At 46.7% G+C, this 17970-nt stretch carries 16 protein-coding genes; 10 read left to right on the forward strand and 6 right to left on the reverse strand.

The genetic code is table 11. The features are described 5' to 3' along the window. The first annotated feature begins 50 nt into the window (after positions 1 to 50). Together F3I09_RS05885 and pafA are read left to right on the forward strand one after the other, a co-directional pair. On the forward strand, positions 51 to 791 hold the full coding sequence (locus tag F3I09_RS05885; protein WP_149694117.1) for an MIP/aquaporin family protein: 741 nt from the start codon (positions 51 to 53) through the stop codon (positions 789 to 791). A gap of 374 nt (positions 792 to 1165) precedes the next feature. Beyond that, entirely contained in the window at positions 1166 to 2803 is a 1638-nt protein-coding gene (pafA, locus tag F3I09_RS05890) for an alkaline phosphatase PafA (RefSeq protein ID WP_149694118.1), read from the forward strand. A gap of 71 nt (positions 2804 to 2874) precedes the next feature. Here the strand turns inward: pafA and F3I09_RS05895 are convergent, their stop codons facing one another. Beyond that, positions 2875 to 4434, reverse strand: coding sequence for a glycoside hydrolase family 10 protein (locus F3I09_RS05895; RefSeq protein WP_149694119.1), 1560 nt, complete (start codon positions 4432 to 4434; stop codon positions 2875 to 2877). Between the two features lie 261 nt (positions 4435 to 4695). Here F3I09_RS05895 and F3I09_RS05900 point away from each other — a divergent pair, with 261 nt between their 5' ends. The 4 genes from F3I09_RS05900 (at position 4696) to F3I09_RS05915 (ending at position 8260) form a co-directional block, all read left to right on the forward strand. Continuing rightward, positions 4696 to 5292 (forward strand): NifU family protein, encoded by a 597-nt coding sequence (locus F3I09_RS05900; RefSeq protein ID WP_149694120.1) that lies wholly within the window; start codon positions 4696 to 4698, stop codon positions 5290 to 5292. A 109-nt stretch (positions 5293 to 5401) separates the two neighbouring features. Further along, positions 5402 to 7075, forward strand: coding sequence for a PNGase F N-terminal domain-containing protein (locus F3I09_RS05905; RefSeq protein WP_149694121.1), 1674 nt, complete (start codon positions 5402 to 5404; stop codon positions 7073 to 7075). Between the two features lie 18 nt (positions 7076 to 7093). Next, a complete protein-coding gene (gene pnuC, locus F3I09_RS05910) occupies positions 7094 to 7729 on the forward strand; it encodes a nicotinamide riboside transporter PnuC (protein WP_149694122.1) in 636 nt (211 codons plus the stop codon). A gap of 9 nt (positions 7730 to 7738) precedes the next feature. After that, positions 7739 to 8260: an AAA family ATPase gene (locus F3I09_RS05915; protein WP_149694123.1), complete on the forward strand. Its 522-nt coding sequence runs from the start codon at positions 7739 to 7741 to the stop codon at positions 8258 to 8260. A gap of 12 nt (positions 8261 to 8272) precedes the next feature. On the opposite strand, the gene mtgA is transcribed toward F3I09_RS05915, so the two are convergent. Further along, entirely contained in the window at positions 8273 to 8986 is a 714-nt protein-coding gene (mtgA, locus tag F3I09_RS05920) for a monofunctional biosynthetic peptidoglycan transglycosylase (RefSeq protein WP_149694124.1), read from the reverse strand. 111 nt (positions 8987 to 9097) lie between these two features. Between mtgA and F3I09_RS05925 the strand changes: the two genes are divergently transcribed. Together F3I09_RS05925 and F3I09_RS05930 are read left to right on the forward strand one after the other, a co-directional pair. Next, complete coding sequence (locus tag F3I09_RS05925) at positions 9098 to 9715, forward strand: L-threonylcarbamoyladenylate synthase (protein ID WP_149694125.1); 618 nt, start codon at positions 9098 to 9100, stop codon at positions 9713 to 9715. 11 nt (positions 9716 to 9726) lie between these two features. Next, on the forward strand, positions 9727 to 10074 hold the full coding sequence (locus F3I09_RS05930) for a hypothetical protein (RefSeq protein ID WP_149694126.1): 348 nt from the start codon (positions 9727 to 9729) through the stop codon (positions 10072 to 10074). A gap of 605 nt (positions 10075 to 10679) precedes the next feature. Here the strand turns inward: F3I09_RS05930 and F3I09_RS05935 are convergent. The 3 genes from F3I09_RS05935 to polA form a co-directional block, all read right to left on the reverse strand. Beyond that, positions 10680 to 11822, reverse strand: coding sequence for an aminopeptidase C (locus F3I09_RS05935; protein WP_149694127.1), 1143 nt, complete (start codon positions 11820 to 11822; stop codon positions 10680 to 10682). A gap of 170 nt (positions 11823 to 11992) precedes the next feature. Next, positions 11993 to 12514 carry a GNAT family N-acetyltransferase gene (locus F3I09_RS05940; RefSeq protein ID WP_149694128.1) on the reverse strand — a complete coding sequence of 174 codons (522 nt, stop codon included), beginning with the start codon at positions 12512 to 12514 and terminating at the stop codon, positions 11993 to 11995. A 242-nt stretch (positions 12515 to 12756) separates the two neighbouring features. Further along, a complete protein-coding gene (gene polA, locus F3I09_RS05945) occupies positions 12757 to 15579 on the reverse strand; it encodes a DNA polymerase I (protein WP_149694129.1) in 2823 nt (940 codons plus the stop codon). A 146-nt stretch (positions 15580 to 15725) separates the two neighbouring features. On the opposite strand from polA, the gene F3I09_RS05950 reads away from it, so the two are divergent. Next, positions 15726 to 16082 carry an arsenate reductase family protein gene (locus tag F3I09_RS05950; RefSeq protein ID WP_149694130.1) on the forward strand — a complete coding sequence of 119 codons (357 nt, stop codon included), beginning with the start codon at positions 15726 to 15728 and terminating at the stop codon, positions 16080 to 16082. A gap of 1 nt (position 16083) precedes the next feature. On the opposite strand, the gene F3I09_RS05955 is transcribed toward F3I09_RS05950, so the two are convergent. Continuing rightward, positions 16084 to 17181 (reverse strand): glycosyltransferase, encoded by a 1098-nt coding sequence (locus F3I09_RS05955; RefSeq protein WP_149694131.1) that lies wholly within the window; start codon positions 17179 to 17181, stop codon positions 16084 to 16086. A 405-nt stretch (positions 17182 to 17586) separates the two neighbouring features. Here F3I09_RS05955 and F3I09_RS05960 point away from each other — a divergent pair, with 405 nt between their 5' ends. Beyond that, a complete protein-coding gene (locus F3I09_RS05960; protein WP_149694132.1) occupies positions 17587 to 17835 on the forward strand; it encodes a hypothetical protein in 249 nt (82 codons plus the stop codon). Positions 17836 to 17970: the final 135 nt, after the last annotated feature.

A 17970-nucleotide genomic window follows, 5' to 3' on the forward strand; every position in this document is an offset into this window, starting at 1 on the left:
TATCATTCCCGCACCACGACTAATGACTAACTGATAAAAATAATTCTTCAATGCACCCTTTATTAGCAGAGTTCCTGGGAACCATGTTACTGATACTGCTGGGCAATGGCGTAGTGGCAAATGTTATTCTCAATAAGACAAAGGGCAATGGCGGCGGCTGGATCGTGATCACGACCGGCTGGGCGCTGGCCGTATTTGTAGGTGTGGTGGTGGCCGGCCCTTATAGCGGTGCACATCTGAATCCTGCAGTGACACTGGCGCTGGCTATAGCCGGAAAGTTCGCCTGGTCGTCTGTTCCCCTGTTTATCCTGGCCCAGTTACTGGGAGCCATGGCTGGCGCATTCCTTGTATGGGTTTATTATAAAGATCATCTGGATGCCACAGCAGACCCGGGTCTGATACAGGCCTGTTACTGTACGGCACCGGCTATCAGGAATAACGGCCGCAATTTCGTTAGTGAAGTGATTGGCACCTTCGTATTGTTGTTCACCATCTTTTATTTTACCGGGGCTGAATTAGGGGCAGAGAAAACGCCGGTGGGAATGGGCTCCCTGGGAGCCTTGCCGGTGGCCCTGCTGGTACTGGCGATAGGACTTTCTCTGGGAGGTACGACCGGTTATGCTATTAATCCCGCAAGGGATTTCGGTCCGCGCCTCATGCATGCTATCCTGCCTGTAAAAGGAAAGGCTGGCAGTGGATGGGACTATGCCTGGATTCCGGTGGCTGGCCCATTTATTGGAGCGGCTATTGCCGCAGTACTATACTTATGCCTGCAACCGGCCATAAAGTAATGATCGTTACCCCGGACTGGATAGGAAAAGAAATAACAGGATGGATCCGTGTTGTGCCATAGACACTACGGGAGCAGGCAGTAATGAAAAAAACGAAAACAATGGCGGCGTGAATTAACCTCCCTACATGAGAGAACAAGCAGAGAACAAGCAGAGAAGACGTAGAGAAGACGCTGAGGCGAAGCAGGGAAAACACAATAGGGCTCCGTTAGTCCCTTGTTTGTATCCGGGGGCCAACCCGGGATGTTTATCCCGTTATATTCCCGCTGGTAATATTTGTACAATTCAAATTTTGAAAGGATAGATAATTTGACAACCTTAAATAGCCGAAAGCGTTAATAGTCAGGTCTTATTTGCTGTTGAAATTATCCATCATGAGAAAAATATGTCAATCACTGTCTGCACTGGTGCTCACCGGCGCCATGTTGCAGACAGTTGCTGTTTCTGCCCAGAAGCCGGTGGACCGTCCAAAATTAGTTGTAGGTATTGTTGTTGACCAGATGCGCTGGGACTACCTGTACCGGTATTATGACCGCTATGAAACCGGCGGATTCAGGAGAATGTTATCGGAAGGGTTTTCCTGTGAGAACACGTTCATCACTCATTTACCATCCTTTACAGCGGTGGGTCACAGTACTATTTATACGGGTTCTGTGCCTGCCATTCACGGTATTACCGGCAATGACTGGACTGACCAGGTGACCGGCCGCCATTGGTATTGCACAGAAGATACTACTGTACAACCGGTGGGTACCACCTCTGATGCCGGTAGAATGTCACCCCGTAACCTGCTGGCATCTACGATCACTGACGAGCTGAAAATAGCGACTAACTTCCGTTCCAGGGTCGTAGGGGTGTCCCTGAAAGACAGGGCTTCCATACTGCCCGCCGGGCATACCGCCAATGGCGCTTTCTGGCTGGATGACAGCAATGCCAGTTTTATAACCAGCTCTTTTTATATGCAGGACCTGCCGGAATGGGTGAAAGCATTTAATGCCCGCCAGCTGCCGGTGCAAATGATGTCAAAGCCCTGGGAGACGCTGTATCCCATCAACACCTATATCCGGAGTACCGCAGATGATATGAAATGGGAAGGCACTTTCAGCGGAGAAACGACAGCGACGTTCCCGCATAATATGCCGGACATTTACCAAAAGGATAAAGGAAGTCTTCGCTCCACTCCTTCCGGGAATACGCTCACCCTGGAGTTTGCCAAAGCGGCCATTGAAGGATATAACCTGGGGAGCAATACCGTGACGGATTTTCTTACTATCAACTGTGCTTCAACAGATTATGTGGGACATAAATATGGGCCGAATTCCATAGAAGTCGAAGATACCTACCTGCGTTTGGACAAAGACCTGTCGGCTTTTTTCCGGTATCTGGACCAGCGTTTAGGCAAAGGCAATTACCTGGTATTCCTGTCTGCAGACCATGGCGCGGCTAATTCTGTTGCATTTATGAAAGAGCATGAGATTCCGGCCGGATTGCCCGACAGCAGGATGTTAACCGGATTGAATGCGTTACTAAAAGAGCGTTTTGGCGCAGACCGCCTGGCCTTGACCACAGAGAATTATCATATCGGGTTTGACCTGAAAGCAATCTCCGCGCAAAAACTGGACTACGATGCAATAAAGAAAGCGACTGTTCAATACCTGCAGAAGCTGCCCGGTGTGCAATTTGCGGCGGATGTGGAGAACCTGGGCAACAGTCCCATACCGGAACCGATCAAGACCATGATCGCCAACGGATATAATCCCAAGCGTTGCGGATCAGTGGTGATCATTCCTGAGCCGGGCTGGTATTCCGGATCTGACAAAGGCACGACCCATGGTAACTGGAATCCGTATGATACCCACCTGCCGCTGGTATTCATGGGCTGGCATGTAAAACATGGGACGAGTAATGATGTGGTGAGTATGGCGGATATTGCACCGACCATTGCGGCTATGCTGCGTATCCAAATGCCAAATGGAGCCGTGGGCAAGCCGGTAGAGGCAGTATATAAATAATTGATCGTCAGTAGTAATAAAAAAGCGGGGAGCATGTTTAACATGCTCCCCGCTTTTTTATGCATAATATGTTATTGATATCTGCCGGCCGGTTCAGGATCAAACACAAATAATGTTCTCCTCCCCGACTTCTTCATGTATAAAGGATCGCTTGCCCAGCTTTCGGTTTGCAGGCGGTTTAATGCAGTAACTACGTAGGTGTAAAGCGTTCCTTTTACATAGGAATAATCTATGAACTGTGGATCAGGCATCTGTTGTATGATAGCCAGGATCTTGGTAGGATCGTTCAGATTGATGGATTCGTTGGCATTGAAACGGTATAGTACATACTGTTGCGTACGACCGGAGGTATCATCGTCAGCCCAATAGAGGTGCAGGCCATCTGCTCTTTCAAAGGCATCAATAAAATAAGGAGGTAACGGCGCTGGCAGTTTTATCCACGGCATAGCAGGACGCAGGGCCGGATAACGGTAAAAATAGTTACGCAGGGTATCTTCAAATCCTAAAGGATTACCATTGAATGATTTAGCGCTGTAAAAGGCGCTACCCTGAATCGTATTAAGTGTACGGACTTCCGTGATCTGTATCGGCAACTCTGCCGGAACGCTCCAGGCGGCATTGCTGCGGATGCGGTATACCCCGTGGCCGATATACACATTACGACCATAGCCATGCTGCGCCCACCAGTTAAGCAGCAGTTCGTAGTTGGCTGCCCGGTGTCCCCGCTCCCAGTACAACTGAGGCGCTACATAGTCTATCCAGCCATTTTTCAGCCATTTACGTACATCCGCATACAGGTCGTCGTAGTTAGAGAGTCCTGTTGTATAGGAACCGTCCAGGTCTTTATTTTTATTCCGCCAGATTCCGAAGGGGCTGATCCCAAACTTTACCCAGGGCTTTTCTTCCTTGATCGTTTTGCTGACCATCTGGATAATAGTATCCACGTTCCAACGGCGCCAGTCGTCTTTCAGCATATTATGGCCATACTGGCGGTAGGAGTTGTAGTCAGGGAAATCCCTGCCGGCAACCGGGTAAGGATAGAAATAATCATCAAAATGCACGGCATCTATATCGTAGCGGCGTACAACGTCCCGGATGATCTGGGTGACGTATTCACGTACTTCCGGAATACCAGGATCGAAATATTTTTTACCATCAAAATTGACGAACCACTGAGGACGCATGCGGGTGATGTGATTGGCTGCCACACCATTCTTGCCGGTGCTGATTGCAGCGCGGTAAGGATTGAACCACGCATGAAACTCCATACCTCGTTTATGGGTCTCTTCCAGCATAAAGCGAAGCGGATCATAATAGGGATTTGGAGCCAGCCCCTGTACGCCGCTCAGGTATTCAGACCAGGGCTCGAACGGAGAATCGTAGAGGGCATCAGCAACCGGACGGACCTGAACAATAACGGCGTTCATGCCGTTACGCTGTTGCTTATCGAGTAGGTTGATAAATTCCTGTTTCTGTATCTCAACCGGCAATCCTTTCCTGGAAGGCCAGTCAATATTTTCCACCGTGGCAATCCATACTGCACGAAATTCCCGTTTAGGTGGCAGTTGTGCTTTTACCTGATTTAAGATGCCGGTAAGCATCAGCGCAACTCCCAATAAATACTTGACCATCTGGTATGTAGGTTAAGACCTGAAAAATTGCGAAAATAACAAAACCATTCATTTAAGCAATCCAGAGTAACAGACTGCCGTCCATGAAGTTGATAATGCAGCACAAACGGTGCCGGATTGGGGATAAACTGAATAAAAAACACATGTAAATTAAAAATCCTCTATATCCCTATTGTAAAATTCGATATGGAAAGCAGCTGATTCCACTGGGTATGTGGACGAAAGTTGCTACCTTTGTCACATCAAAAAGTTTAGAGTACCATGATTAAAACAGGCAATCCCATTATCAGCATATATACGGAAATGACGCCAAACCCGGAAACAATGAAGTTTGTGGCTAACAAGCTGTTGTATCCAGGTAAGCACATCGATTTCCCGGATGAGGCCAGCGCTAAGCCGTCTCCTCTGGCAGTCGAGCTGTTCAGCTTCCCGTTCATAAGGGGTGTTTTTGTTATGGCTAATTTTATTACGCTGACAAAGACCCCAGACACTGACTGGAACGATATTATACCTACTATAAAAGCCTTCCTGAAGGAATATCTGGAAGATAACCGTCCTGTTATTAACGAAGAGGAAATAGTGGTGACAAAAGCTGCCGCCAGCAATGAAGTAAGTGCAGACGATACTGATGTGGTAAAACGTATCAAGGAATTACTTGAAAACTACGTGAAACCTGCAGTAGAGATGGATGGCGGTGCAATTCAATTCAAAGATTACGACGACGGTACTGTGACGTTGATGCTGCAGGGTTCCTGTTCAGGTTGTCCCTCTTCCATGATCACGCTGAAAGCCGGTATTGAAGGCATGATGAAGCGTATGATCCCTGAAGTGAAGGAAGTGGTGGCAGAAACAGAATAAGCCATAGTTGAGAGAATGATAGTGTTAAAAAAAGAGCGCAGTCTTTTGACTGTGCTTTTTTATTGTCCCTGGTATATCTTTAGCCCTTATTCGGAAACATTTTATACTTATGAAAAAACACTCATTACTGTGGCTCACCCTGTTAATAACAGGTGGAATACAGGCACAATCCGGGAAGGAAAAGCCAGGGGCTGAAATTACCTACGGCTTCCGATACAATGGTAAAGACGTCCCTGACGGAAATCTCAGGCTGATCATCCAGGGAAACAAAGCCAGCTATCAGCCGCTGGATGTTGCCGCACAGAAAGAACGGCAGTTCCTCGACAACAAAGGAAAGGCTACCTACCAGATGATCACCAATAAAGATGGTGAGCTGCTGACATTCAAAAAAGCCTTCAGTGCTTATGACCAGCCGGAACTGCTGCCAGGGATCGACACAGTGTTGGGTTACCCCTGTAAAAAAGCGAAAGTAAAGGTCCGCTCCAATAGTATTGAGATCTGGTATACCGATGCGCTGCCGCTGAAAGGGACGCCTGTACTGAACTTTGCTCCTGGCCTGGGCCTGATATTGAGAACATTGCGTAATGGTACCTCCGAATACATCGCAACAAAAGTGGACCTCCGGAATATTAAAGACGAAGAACTGAAATGGCCGGCTACTATGGGATCAATGGTAGACGATGCCACCTATCTGCGACAGGTTATCGAAAACAGGTTCACTACCCTGCCTATATTCAACCAGGAACAGATAAGCTGGGGAAATAAATTCAACGACCCTACTGATGAGCAGGAGAATGTGACTTACCATTATGCCGGAGGAACCGTTATCCTGAGAAAGGTAAAGCTGCCGAAGACAACAGAAGTCACCTTGTTTGCAGAAGTTGCGGAATATTCCAACGGAGACTCCTACGACCGTACCGGTTCAGTATTTATGATCCCTTTGGATAAGAAGAACTCCTTCCTGGACGGTTTAAAAAAGGGCGTAAAGGAACTGCCTGTTTATCATGAGAAATACCGCGGGGTAGTAGCGACAGATAACTATCTGCCTACCATGGAGTTGATGCGCTTTTTCACCCCCTTCGGTATCAATTATTATAATGAAAAGGTAAAAATAAAAGGTTACCAGTGGGCTGATTCTGCCGTGTACCGCCAGGATATTACTGAATTGCTGCCCCGCTTGCAGGGAGAAGTATGGTTGGGTATGTACATCGGCAACTATGATAAAGGTGGCCATAAAGTAAGCCTCCGCCTGAAATACTACCCGGCTGACAGCGATCAGAAAGGTACAAAGGACGAACATTGGATAATGCCGGTCTTCAACACCACCAACCTGATGGAAATGGCGGATCAGGAATATGGCACCATGTTCGGAAAAGACTCTCTGACCGTTACTGTGAATATCCCAGAAGGATTAAAGAACCTGCGCTTGCGCTACACCACTACCGGCCATGGTGGCTGGGGAGGTGGAGATGAGTTCAACAAGAAGCTGAATGAGATCTTCATAGATGGCAAAAGAGTATATCATTTTATTCCGTGGCGTACCGATTGCGGCAACTTCCGTTTGTCAAATCCGGCTACCGCCAATTTCGTTAATGGTCTGGCTTCCTCTGATCTGAGCAGGTCCAACTGGTGCCCTGGTGGTGTGACAGAACCGATCACCATTCCCCTACCCGATCTGACACCCGGAGAGCATACCTTTAAAGTAGCGATCCCACTGGGAGCGCGCGAGGGTAATAGTTTCAGCGCCTGGAACGTTTCCGGTTGTTTATTAGGAGAAAAATAAGGAGTATAACTTTAGGACATGAATTTTGACGCACTATATCAGGGATTACAGGAAGGAATGCGGGCAATGAGCTGGCTGGAAATAGTGGCCGCCCTGTTTGGCGCCATCAGTGTCATTTGCAGTAAGCAGAACAGCATATGGCTGTACCCGACGGGATTGGTGAGCACCGGCATCTACGCGTATCTCCTGTCCAGGGAGCAGTTCCGCCTATATGCAGAAGCGACATTGAATGTTTACTATTTCGTCATGAGCGTATATGGCTGGTATCACTGGGCAAAGAAAGGCGACAGCGAACCGGAAACGCCGGTGGAATGGGCCAGTCGTCGGGAATGGATTGTGACAGCGCTGATAACCGTGATAGGCTGGGGCCTTTTTGCATATCTGCTTAGTAACTATTCCAACTCTGACGTTCCTTTGATAGATGCGTTTGTTTCTGCTACGGCCTGCGGCGGTATGTGGCTGCTGGCAAAGCGAAAGATAGAGAACTGGCTGGTACTCAATGTATCTAACCTGGTGGCTATCCCCTTATTGTTCCACAAACATTTATTGCCTACGGCAGTATTGACAATATTCCTGTTCATTGTTGCAGTGTTGGGCTATTTCAGCTGGAGAAAGATCTGGCGGGAACACCACACCACAGGAATGGCAAAGTAATTATAGTATATGTTGAAAGTAGTTGTTATAGGGCCGGAGTCTACCGGAAAGAGTACATTAAGTGAGCAGCTGGCGACACATTATCAAACGGTATGGGTGCCGGAGTATGCGCGTCAGTACCTGGAAGAGTTACCCCGGTCCTATGAACAACACGACCTGCTCACCATAGCAGAAGGACAGCTGGCGCTGGAAGATAATCTGGCGGCACAGGCCAACAAGCTGCTGATCTGCGATACAGACCTGCATGTCATCAAAGTCTGGAGTGAGCATAAGTACGGCGCCTGTGATCCCCGGATACTGGAGCAGATAGCTACCCGTCCCTACGATCTGTACCTGTTAACCTATATTGATATTCCCTGGGAGGAAGATCCGCAGCGGGAATACCCCGACCCTGCCATGCGGGAGTATTTTTACACTATCTATAGAGATCTCGTTGCCGCATCAGGTGTACCCTGGGTAGAGATCAAAGGAAGTTTTGAAGAAAGGAAATCGTTGGCTGTAACTACTGTGGATAAACTGCTGAGGAAATAATAAATGCTCATACTATTTACTGCTGACCAGTTCAGCTATATCCGGGTCCGGAGCAATAAACCGCATCTGCTGTAATATCTTTCGCTGGCGATAAGAAGTAATACGTGCCGGAGGATTTACTGTATATTTTATTGGATTCGGAAGGCAGGCAGCGATCATGGCGGCCTGTTCACGATTCAGGCTGGCCGCACCTTTATGGTAATATTGCTGTGATGCAGCTTCCACGCCAAAAATACCATCACCTGTCTGTGCCACATTCAGATACATTTCGAGGATCCTCTCCTTCCCCCATATCTTTTCAATCATAAAAGTAAAATAGACCTCCAGTCCTTTGCGCACCCAGCTACGTCCCTGCCAGAGGAACACATTTTTTGCTACCTGCTGACTGATTGTGCTGGCTCCCCGGATCTTTTTACTTTTCTGGTTATGCTTCATGGCCTTCTCGATGGACTTAAAATCAAATCCATTATGATCTGGAAAGAGCTGGTCCTCACTGGCCAGTACCGCCAGCTTGGCATGTTGGGAGATCTCATCATAGTCAGCCCAGGTCTTATGGAAGTGTTTATCTGTTCCGATGAGGCTAAACCAGGAGGATATCATGGTAAGGGTGATCGGCGGATTGACCCATTTTAATATTATAATGTAAACGAATTGAGCAATGAATAGAATGAGTGCAATCTTTTTCAGCCTTCTCCAGGTTCTCGGAACAATCCCTTTTAAGTTCATCCAGATCTGTTTTGCAAATTGGCTGGAAAGATAGTAAGATTATTTAATGTGGAAAATGTGTTGGCCTGGAAATTGGGACAGCTTCCCGGTGTACTTTCGTAAATTTGTAATATGCTCTTAACCTTACATCCGGACAATCCGAACCCCCGTCATTTAAAAACGATCGTAGAATGTTTGAAAGACGGTGGTGTGATCATCTATCCTACCGATACCGTATATGGTATGGGCTGTGATATCAGTCAGCATAAGGCTGTGGAAAGGATCTGCCAGATCAAACATATTAACCCGGTTAAAGCACAGTTCTCCTTTATCTGTTATGACCTGAGCCACTTGTCAGACTATGCAAAGAGTGTGGATACACCAACATTCCGTATGCTGAAAAAGGCATTGCCTGGCCCTTATACATTCATTCTGCCGGCCAGCCGGGCGGTGCCGCGTATGTTAAAGGCCAAGAAGGATACTGTCGGTATCCGTGTGCCGGATAATAATATATGCAGGGCCATCGTGAAAGAATTGGGAAATCCTGTAATGAGTACTTCTCTTCCGATAGATGAATATGTGGAAGAATACACGGACCCGGAGATTATTCATGAGAAGTTTGGTAAAATTGTGGATATCGTAGTGGATGGTGGAATAGGTGGGTTGACCTTCTCTACGGTTGTAGACTGCACAGGTGATGAGCCGGAACTGATCAGGGAAGGTGCGGGTAGCTGGGAGGCGTTGGTATAAATGCGTTGATTATGAAGAAACTATTGTCCATAGCGGGATTGCTTACATTTACTTGCCTGTCGCATCTATCTGCACAGAGCAGGCTTGCAGTGGCGCCGCTTTATCCTTTGACGAAGTCAAGTAAGTTATTGATGTTCTCACAAAAAGAGGTTGCTTCGCCTGCTTATTTGTCTTCTTTTTTCGTCATGGATAATAAAGGGGTAGTTAGGGTGAAATCACCTCTTGCACCGAATGATTACTATCAGCAACATTTTGGTTTTTTCTGTAAAAAGGAGTGGAATTGGGAGAAGCAGACGCAGTTGCCGGTGAAGGTGAGATTGGGGAGTTACCAGGAGGCGCAGCGGCTGGAAGGTAAGTGATGTTTTGCATACTTCTTCCTATGAAAGATTTTGTAGTATTGAGTTTTATTGATTATTGATGACTATGTCAACTAAATTAATTGATTTTGTCAATTAAATCTTTAAGCCGGAAACCTCTTCTTTTTTAGCATAAATACTCCAAATTTTATTGTTTACAGATGATGCTTTTTATGTGGCTCCTTGGGTACTAAAACAGGATGAAATGCATCATGTGAAATAGAGATATTTGACTTTGTCAATAATGGTTTTTTGTTGTTTTGGAGGTGGGGATACGACGGGTTTTCAGGTGGGAATCACTCGCTGTAGTTGTTTGAAGCCAGCCGATGCGCTTGACAGGAGTTGGATAGATATCCCAAAGCCCAAAACGACATCCCATGCTCCATCCTCCACAGCTTCAAAGAACTACAGCCAGTGATCCCAGCCTGAAACCGACGCAGTATCCTCAACCCAAGTGAATTGCCTGCTTAAACCTGAAAGGACCTCTTGAAACAGAAGCCGTGCTTGATGATAAAACATACTTCATAATAAAAAAAGAAACACCTTATGGCTGAAAATAAAAACGGCTGCCTCAAACGAGACAGCCGCCACTATAAAAAGAAAGATAATTAAGACTGTTTGATCCCTAACTTCTTCGCAATATCTGCCGGAATTGCTTTTTTGTTCAGCATAATGCTGGTCGTCTTGTAAGCAAAGAATGGTTCTGAAGCGTAGAAATAGCCACTTCCAGGATTAGTCGTTCCCCAGGAATTCTTCACACGGAAGAAAACTTTTCCGTTCTGGTCTTTCGCGATACCAACGATGTGCATACCGTGGTCGTCCTGTGTTTCGTAATTATCAAAAGCCTGCTGACGAACCTCCGGAGTGATGGTTAATTCCTTTACAGGTTCTGTAAATGCTTTACCCAGTTGCTCGGGAGTAAGGCCTGCTACGTCAGGAACGATAGCCAGACCCTGTGCGAAGTTGAAGCCTTTTTCACTTACGTCAGAAGCCCAGGCAACAGTGTAACCGTTCTGGATGGCATTTTCTGTGATGGTGGTCAGGTCACTCAGGGGAACATTGTACATTTTATCCCAATTCCAGTTGTCGGGAACTTCCAGCACAAACTGTTGATAGTAAGGATGGTGTGTGAACGAGGTGATAAATACATAATCATCCGCATCCAGTCCCAGTTCCTTAGCAAAAGTTTTGGGAGTATAACTCTTACCATTATACTCAAACTTCTCAGGCGCATCTCCGATGTAGGCATTCAAGATACCATCAAAGGCCTTGCTCCAGTTAGGGTTGATGGTAGCTTCGGTAGCGCCGATCTTCTTCACCATACCATCCAGGATGGAGGTCATTTCGGCGTGGTTGTAAGTTTTTACACGATTGCCATCGTATACATTTTGAGGTACAAGACCATATTCGCGGAGGCAGAGCAGGTCGTCGGGGAATCCACCGCCCTCACCGAAATTGGCTTTACCATGCATGCGGACATAGTTGGATGCCTTCAGGGGATACATTTTTCTCACTACATACATCTCACTGAGGTTAATATTCTTGCCTTTTCCGATGCGAAGAGCTTCTGCCTGGAAAAAGGAAAGTCCCGAGAAGGACCAGCATGTACCGGTATTGCCTTGGTTTTCTACATCACCTGCATCGAGGTTCTTAATAACAGTGAACTTATAGTTACTGCCTTCCTTGTTGGTTGTTTGTGCGATAGCCGCTGTGGAAAAAAAAGCGGCAAGGCATAGCGCCCATGTCTTCATTGTAATGATGTTTTGCTGATATTTTTTAAAAGATAAATGACCGAATCTAAGTTAAAAGAGTCATTCTTAATGGACAAAGAATGATGAGTGGGAGTTGCAATAGATTGCAGGCTGCCGTTAAAACAATCTTCCGGCCGCACAGCAATCAGGGTTCCATATACAAGGGATAATCACTTGACACTGAGGCCAATATATTCCTCCCGGGATATCTCCCACCTCCACAGTTGTTCGGGAGCCTCCCCTACGAAGTGCATCCCCGATTTCTGGAGCACTTTCACGGCTGCATTATATTCCTCTTCTGTGTGGGCTATCACTCTGTTTACATAGGAATGGTTGAATGCAAAGCGGACCAGTGCCTGGGTCAGCTCCGTACCATAGCCTTGCTCACGGTAAGAAGAGGATATTTCATACCCTATTTCTACATTACCTTCCCGGTCGGGGCGGCCTTTAAAACCACCCGCACCCATGAGGCATTTGTCTTCCTGGTGTATCACCAGGTAAAAGAACCAGCCTAACATAGAGGGGTCATTACGAAGTTTGTCGTATGCTACAAGTATCACTTCCGGAAATTCTGTCCAGGATTCGGGGATATGGATGTCGAGCAGTTCACCCAATACCTCTTCTCCCTGTAACAGTGCTTCGAAATACTGCAGGGTACATGGTAACAATTGAAGACGAGGTGTCAGGATCATGGGCGAAAACTAGTAAACGATTTTGGAAAACACAATAGGCAGAACACGGGAAAAAACACTATTTATCAGCAGGAAATACAGTAGCTGCAATGGTACTGCGGGGGTGATTTAATATGAACGCTTCAGAAGAACATAGTACCAGGAATATAAATGATCAGAAACCAGGAACCAGGAACTGAAAACGCAATGATGGTGGCTTGCGTATTAGTTCCTGGTTCTTAATTATTTAAGGCTTAATGGCTTTAATGCGCCTCCAGCCAGTTGGCGCCAGTACCTATTTCAACGTCAACAGGCACCGTCAGCGGTAATGCATTACGCATACCTTCTTCTATCAATGGCTTGATAAGTTCTATTTCGTCTTTGTGCACATCGAAGACCAACTCGTCATGTACCTGCAGGATCATACGGGAGCGGAGATTCTCCTGTTTCAGCTTTTTGTGAATGGAGATCATGGCCAGTTTGATCATGTCGGCAGCAGTACCCTGTATCGGCATGTTAATGGCATTTCGTTCCGCATACCCCCTGACTACCGCGTTGGAGGAGTTGATATCTTTCAGCCAGCGCTTGCGGCCCAGTAATGTTTCCACATAACCATTCAGCTGGGCAGATTTTATCTGGTTGTCCATATATTGTTTGATGGACGGATACTGTGCAAAGTAATTATCTATCAGTGTTTTAGCCTCTCCCCGGGCGATACCCAGGTTTTCAGACAGACCGAATGCACTTACACCATAGATGATACCGAAGTTCACACTCTTGGCATTGCGGCGCATGTCCGACGTCACTTCTGTCAGCTCGACACCATATACCTTTGCAGCTGTGGCGGCATGGATGTCCAGTCCCTCACGGAAGGCCTCGATCATATGCACATCTTCGCTGATGGCGGCAATAATACGCAGCTCGATCTGTGAATAGTCGGCAGACATTAATACATATTCCTCATTCCGGGCTACAAAAGCTCTACGCACTTCACGTCCCCTGTCGGTACGGATAGGAATGTTCTGCAGGTTTGGATTGTTGGAGCTGAGACGCCCGGTCACAGCTACCGCCTGGTTGTAAGAGGTATGTACGCGGTTGGTTCGCTTGTTCAGCATCAGCGGAAGCGCATCCACGTAGGTGGATTTCAGCTTGGTCAATTCGCGGAATATCAGGATGTCTTCCACTATCTGATGTTTAGAGGAGAGCTTGGCCAGTACATCTTCACCAGTGGCATACTGTCCCGTTCTGGTCTTTTTGGCTTTAGGATCGAGCATGAGTTTCTCAAACAGGACCTCTCCCAGTTGCTTGGGTGAAGCCAGGTTGAAACGGACCCCTGCCTGTGTATATACACTCTCTTCTGCACGCTTGATCTCTTTTTCAAGTTCACGGGAGTAATCGGAAAGTGCCTGTATATCAAGGGAGATACCCTCGTATTCCATATCAGTCAGCACTTTCACCAGTGGATTTTCTACTTCATAGAACACCTTTTCCACAGCCTTCAGTGGCAGTAATGGCGCGAATTTCTCCTTCAACTGCAGGGTAATGTCGGCATCTTCAGCCGCATAATCCTTAATCTTTTCGATCTCCACATCCCGCATGTTGCCCTGGCCCTTTCCTTTCTTGCCGATCAGGGTCTCAATAGACACTGGTTCGTATTGCAGGTACTGGGCACTGAGCAGGTCCATACCACGACGGCCTTCCGGCTCTATGAGATAGTGAGCCAGCATGGTATCGAAGACAGGTCCTTTGATTTCGACACCGTACCATTTCAGGACGATCATATCATATTTGATATTCTGACCAATGAAGAGGATATGTGTAGTATCAAACAGGGGACGGAAGCTGTCCACTATTTCCTGGGCCTGAGTTCTGTCTGCCGGTACAGGTATATACCAGCCTTCTCCTGCTTTGACGGAGAAGCTCATGCCGACCAGTTCAACGGCGTTGGCATCGGTACCGGTTGTTTCCGTATCGAAGGAAATTTCCTGCTGTTGTAATAATAGGGCCAGCAGTTCTTTCCTTTTCTCCGGGGTCTCGGCCAGTTGATAGTTATGTGGAGTGTTGGTGATATTCTTTTCAGCGATCAGTATACTTACCGGCGCTTCCTGCGGTTCCTCTGAAGGAGGCGGCGCGGCGCCCTGGATCTCATTGCCAAAGAGGTCCAGCTGGGCTTTGGCCGGAGATGCCGGTTCTGCAGTGGCAGTTGTAGCAAAGCCATCTCCAAGTATACGTTTTCCCAGGGTTTTAAATTCCAGTTCCGTGAAAATCTCTGCCAGCTGCTCCTTATTGGAGGCTTTGATGCAGAAGTCTTCTTCATGGAAGGTAACCGGTACATCGGTGATGATGGTGGCCAGTTGTTTGGAAAGGATAGCGCTTTCCGCACCGGCTTTGATCTTTTCGGCCATCTTTCCGCCGATCTTATCAGCATTCTCGAGCACTCCTTCTACAGAGCCATATTGAGAGAGCAGCTTCATGGCGGTCTTCTCTCCTACGCCGGGAATACCGGGGATGTTATCTACCGCATCCCCCATCAGGCCCAGGATATCTATTACCTGGTGCACATCTGTGATCTGCCATTTTTCACAAACCTCTTTGGGGCCCATGATCTCTTCCTTATTACCCATATAAGGAGGTTTGTAGATGAACACATTCTCCCTTACAAGCTGTCCATAGTCTTTATCCGGCGTTACCATGTATACACTGTATCCTGCGTCTGCTGCCTGCCAGGCAAGGGTACCGATTACGTCATCCGCTTCATAGCCATCCAGTTCTACGACCGGAATATTGAACCCGGTGATAATGCGTTTAATATCTTCCAGAGAGTCCAGAATATCTTCAGGAGCATCCATACGGTTAGCCTTATAGTCAACAAAGGTGGTATGCCTTTCGGTAGGAGCATGTGTATCAAAGGCCACCGCCATATGGGTGGGTTTTTCTTTATTGATAAGGTCCAGCAAGGTGGAGGTAAACCCAAACTGCGCGTTGGTATTCCTACCAGTGCTGGTGAGGCGTGGATTTCTGATCAATGCATAATAGGCACGATAGATTAGCGCCATTGCATCCAGTAAAAACAATTTCTTTTGCATCCGCCAAAAGTAATTATGAATGATGAATTACACGTAAACAAATGCAGATTATCTCTCCTGGATAAGATCGCTTTACGGAGAAATGAAGGCCGGATATTTTGGAAGTTCCTTTCGCCGGCAGATATTTGCGTCGAAAGTGTAATGACATGAAGAAAATATATCATTTATCTACCTGCAGTACCTGCAAACGTATCCTGGAAGAAATCGACGCTAAAGAGAACGGATTTGTACTGCAGGACATTAAGACCGAAAAGATCACACCGGCGCAACTCGATGAGATGCACAAACTGGCGGGAAGCTATGAGGCGCTTTTCAGTCGCCGGTCAATGAAGTACCGTCCAATGGGATTGCATGAAAAAGTGTTGACAGAGACAGATTACCGTAACCTGATCCTGGAGGAATATTCTTTCCTGAAAAGGCCGGTAGCGATCGTGGGAAAGCAGATCTTTGTCGGCAGCGATAAAAAGACGGTGGAAGGATTGCAAGCGGCTGCGGGCAGGTAAATTAGCCCAGGCTTTCTACAAACTTCTTCACCACGCCTTTATACTGTTCCATATCCTGCTCGTGTTCAAATGATTTGAACTCAAATTTATCTGCAGCATCCAGTGCTTCCTTCAAATTGAATGCATGCTGAGGTATATTATAAAAATATCCCTTCTTCATGAGGAACTTACCCAGATACTCCTGTTCTGACTGTCCGGGAGTGGGGATCAGGATCGCTTTTTTATTCAACTTCACCAGATCCATCAGGGTGGTATAACCGGAACGGCTTAACACCATTTTGGATGCCAGCATGGCTTCGTTGAGATCTTTTGCGTTCAGGTGGTTCACCTGCTGTACCCGCGGAGTGATTTGTTGCTTTTCCGGTGTGCCGGGTTTTCCGCTTACAATCAGGGCACGGAGAGGCAGGGATCTGATCTGATCCAGCACTAATTTTTCCAGGTTGGAGCGCTGTGGTTCCGGGCCGGATATAAGTACCAGCAAATCATACTGTTGTGGTATATTCGGCCGGTCCTGGAAGCGGCTGAGGCAGCCCAGGTAGGTAGTATTTGGAGGCAATACGGACGGATGGGCCAGTATGCCGGAGAGATTATTGGCATCCGCATAATCGGGGATCCAGCAGGCGCTGTACCGACGGATATAGCGGTAATTCAGCCATTGCAGGCTCTTTTCGATGATACCACCGAAAGGCGTTTTGATCAGCAGCTGATGGGAAATGAAAACGGTAGGGATCGTACTATGGTAAAGTCCGAAGCGGTTGTCCGAAATAACGGCGTCGATCTGGTGCTCTTTTACCACTTTCTGCAGCCATTGTTGTTCATATTTAATGGCATTCAGGATCTGAGGGATCTGCTGAATGATCTTCCAGCCAAACAGCCAACCCTTTTGAGTATACTGGATACGGTAACCAGGCAGAAGCAGTATGGTGAGCTCCGGAAATTCCTGCTGTAAAAGTGAGGCATGTCTACCCTCGGCTGCAATAACTACCTTGCAACCAGCGTTTAATAGTTCATGGATAAGCGGGATGTCGCGGGTGGCATGTCCTAATCCCCAGTCGAGCGGGACTATCAGAATCGTTTTGCGCGTAGAAATTGTGGACAAATATTTGAAATTTTTACGAAATTAGCTTAATTTAGAAATGCGCACTGTTAAGAAAAGGTAAACTCTCGTACAGACGGGCATCTATCAAAAGCGAACAGAATTTAGCGAACAGAACTTAAGAGTATGATAACAAGAAAATGGCTGACTATTTTATTAGTGTGCAGTAGCCTAAGCATTATGAGTCAGGGTTGTAAGATTTTGAAGAAGAACGATTGCGGGTGCCCTACCATGAATAAAAAACGGATGCACTAAAATTAAGTACCGGTTTTTTAGCCGTTGAGTTCCCGAAAGAAAGAAGGATAAACATTACTACTTGTAACATCCAGTTGTTAAATACACGCCAAGCCGCTTACTCCTATATGAAAACGCCTTTAACAATTTTAAGGGAACAGTCAAATTATTCAAATGAAACAGGTAGAGAGGGATTTATTGATCTTACTGCATGAAGATCGGTATAGCGAACAACAAATCCAGTATGCAGTAAAGCAGATCAGCGATATGCTTACAATGGTAGAGACCATGGAGTACCTATGTAATGTAATGGAAGTTGCTGACTGCAACAAAAACCGCGTCACTAGCAAGAGATCTGTACTACAGAAGGCATTTTCCAGAAAAGAGCATAAAGCATTCGAATTTATCGTGCACAAGAACTAAGAGTACAGCTTCACAGCTTATTCATGACCAGCAATTGATCATGCGGCATCCTGATGCATAAAAGAAATATTAATCCGTAATTCATCTCTTCCCGAAACAACTTATTTCGCAATTGATTCGTAGGTTTGCCGGCAA

The organism is Chitinophaga sp. CF418 (assembly GCF_900142925.1).
Taxonomy (GTDB): Bacteria; Bacteroidota; Bacteroidia; order Chitinophagales; family Chitinophagaceae; genus Chitinophaga.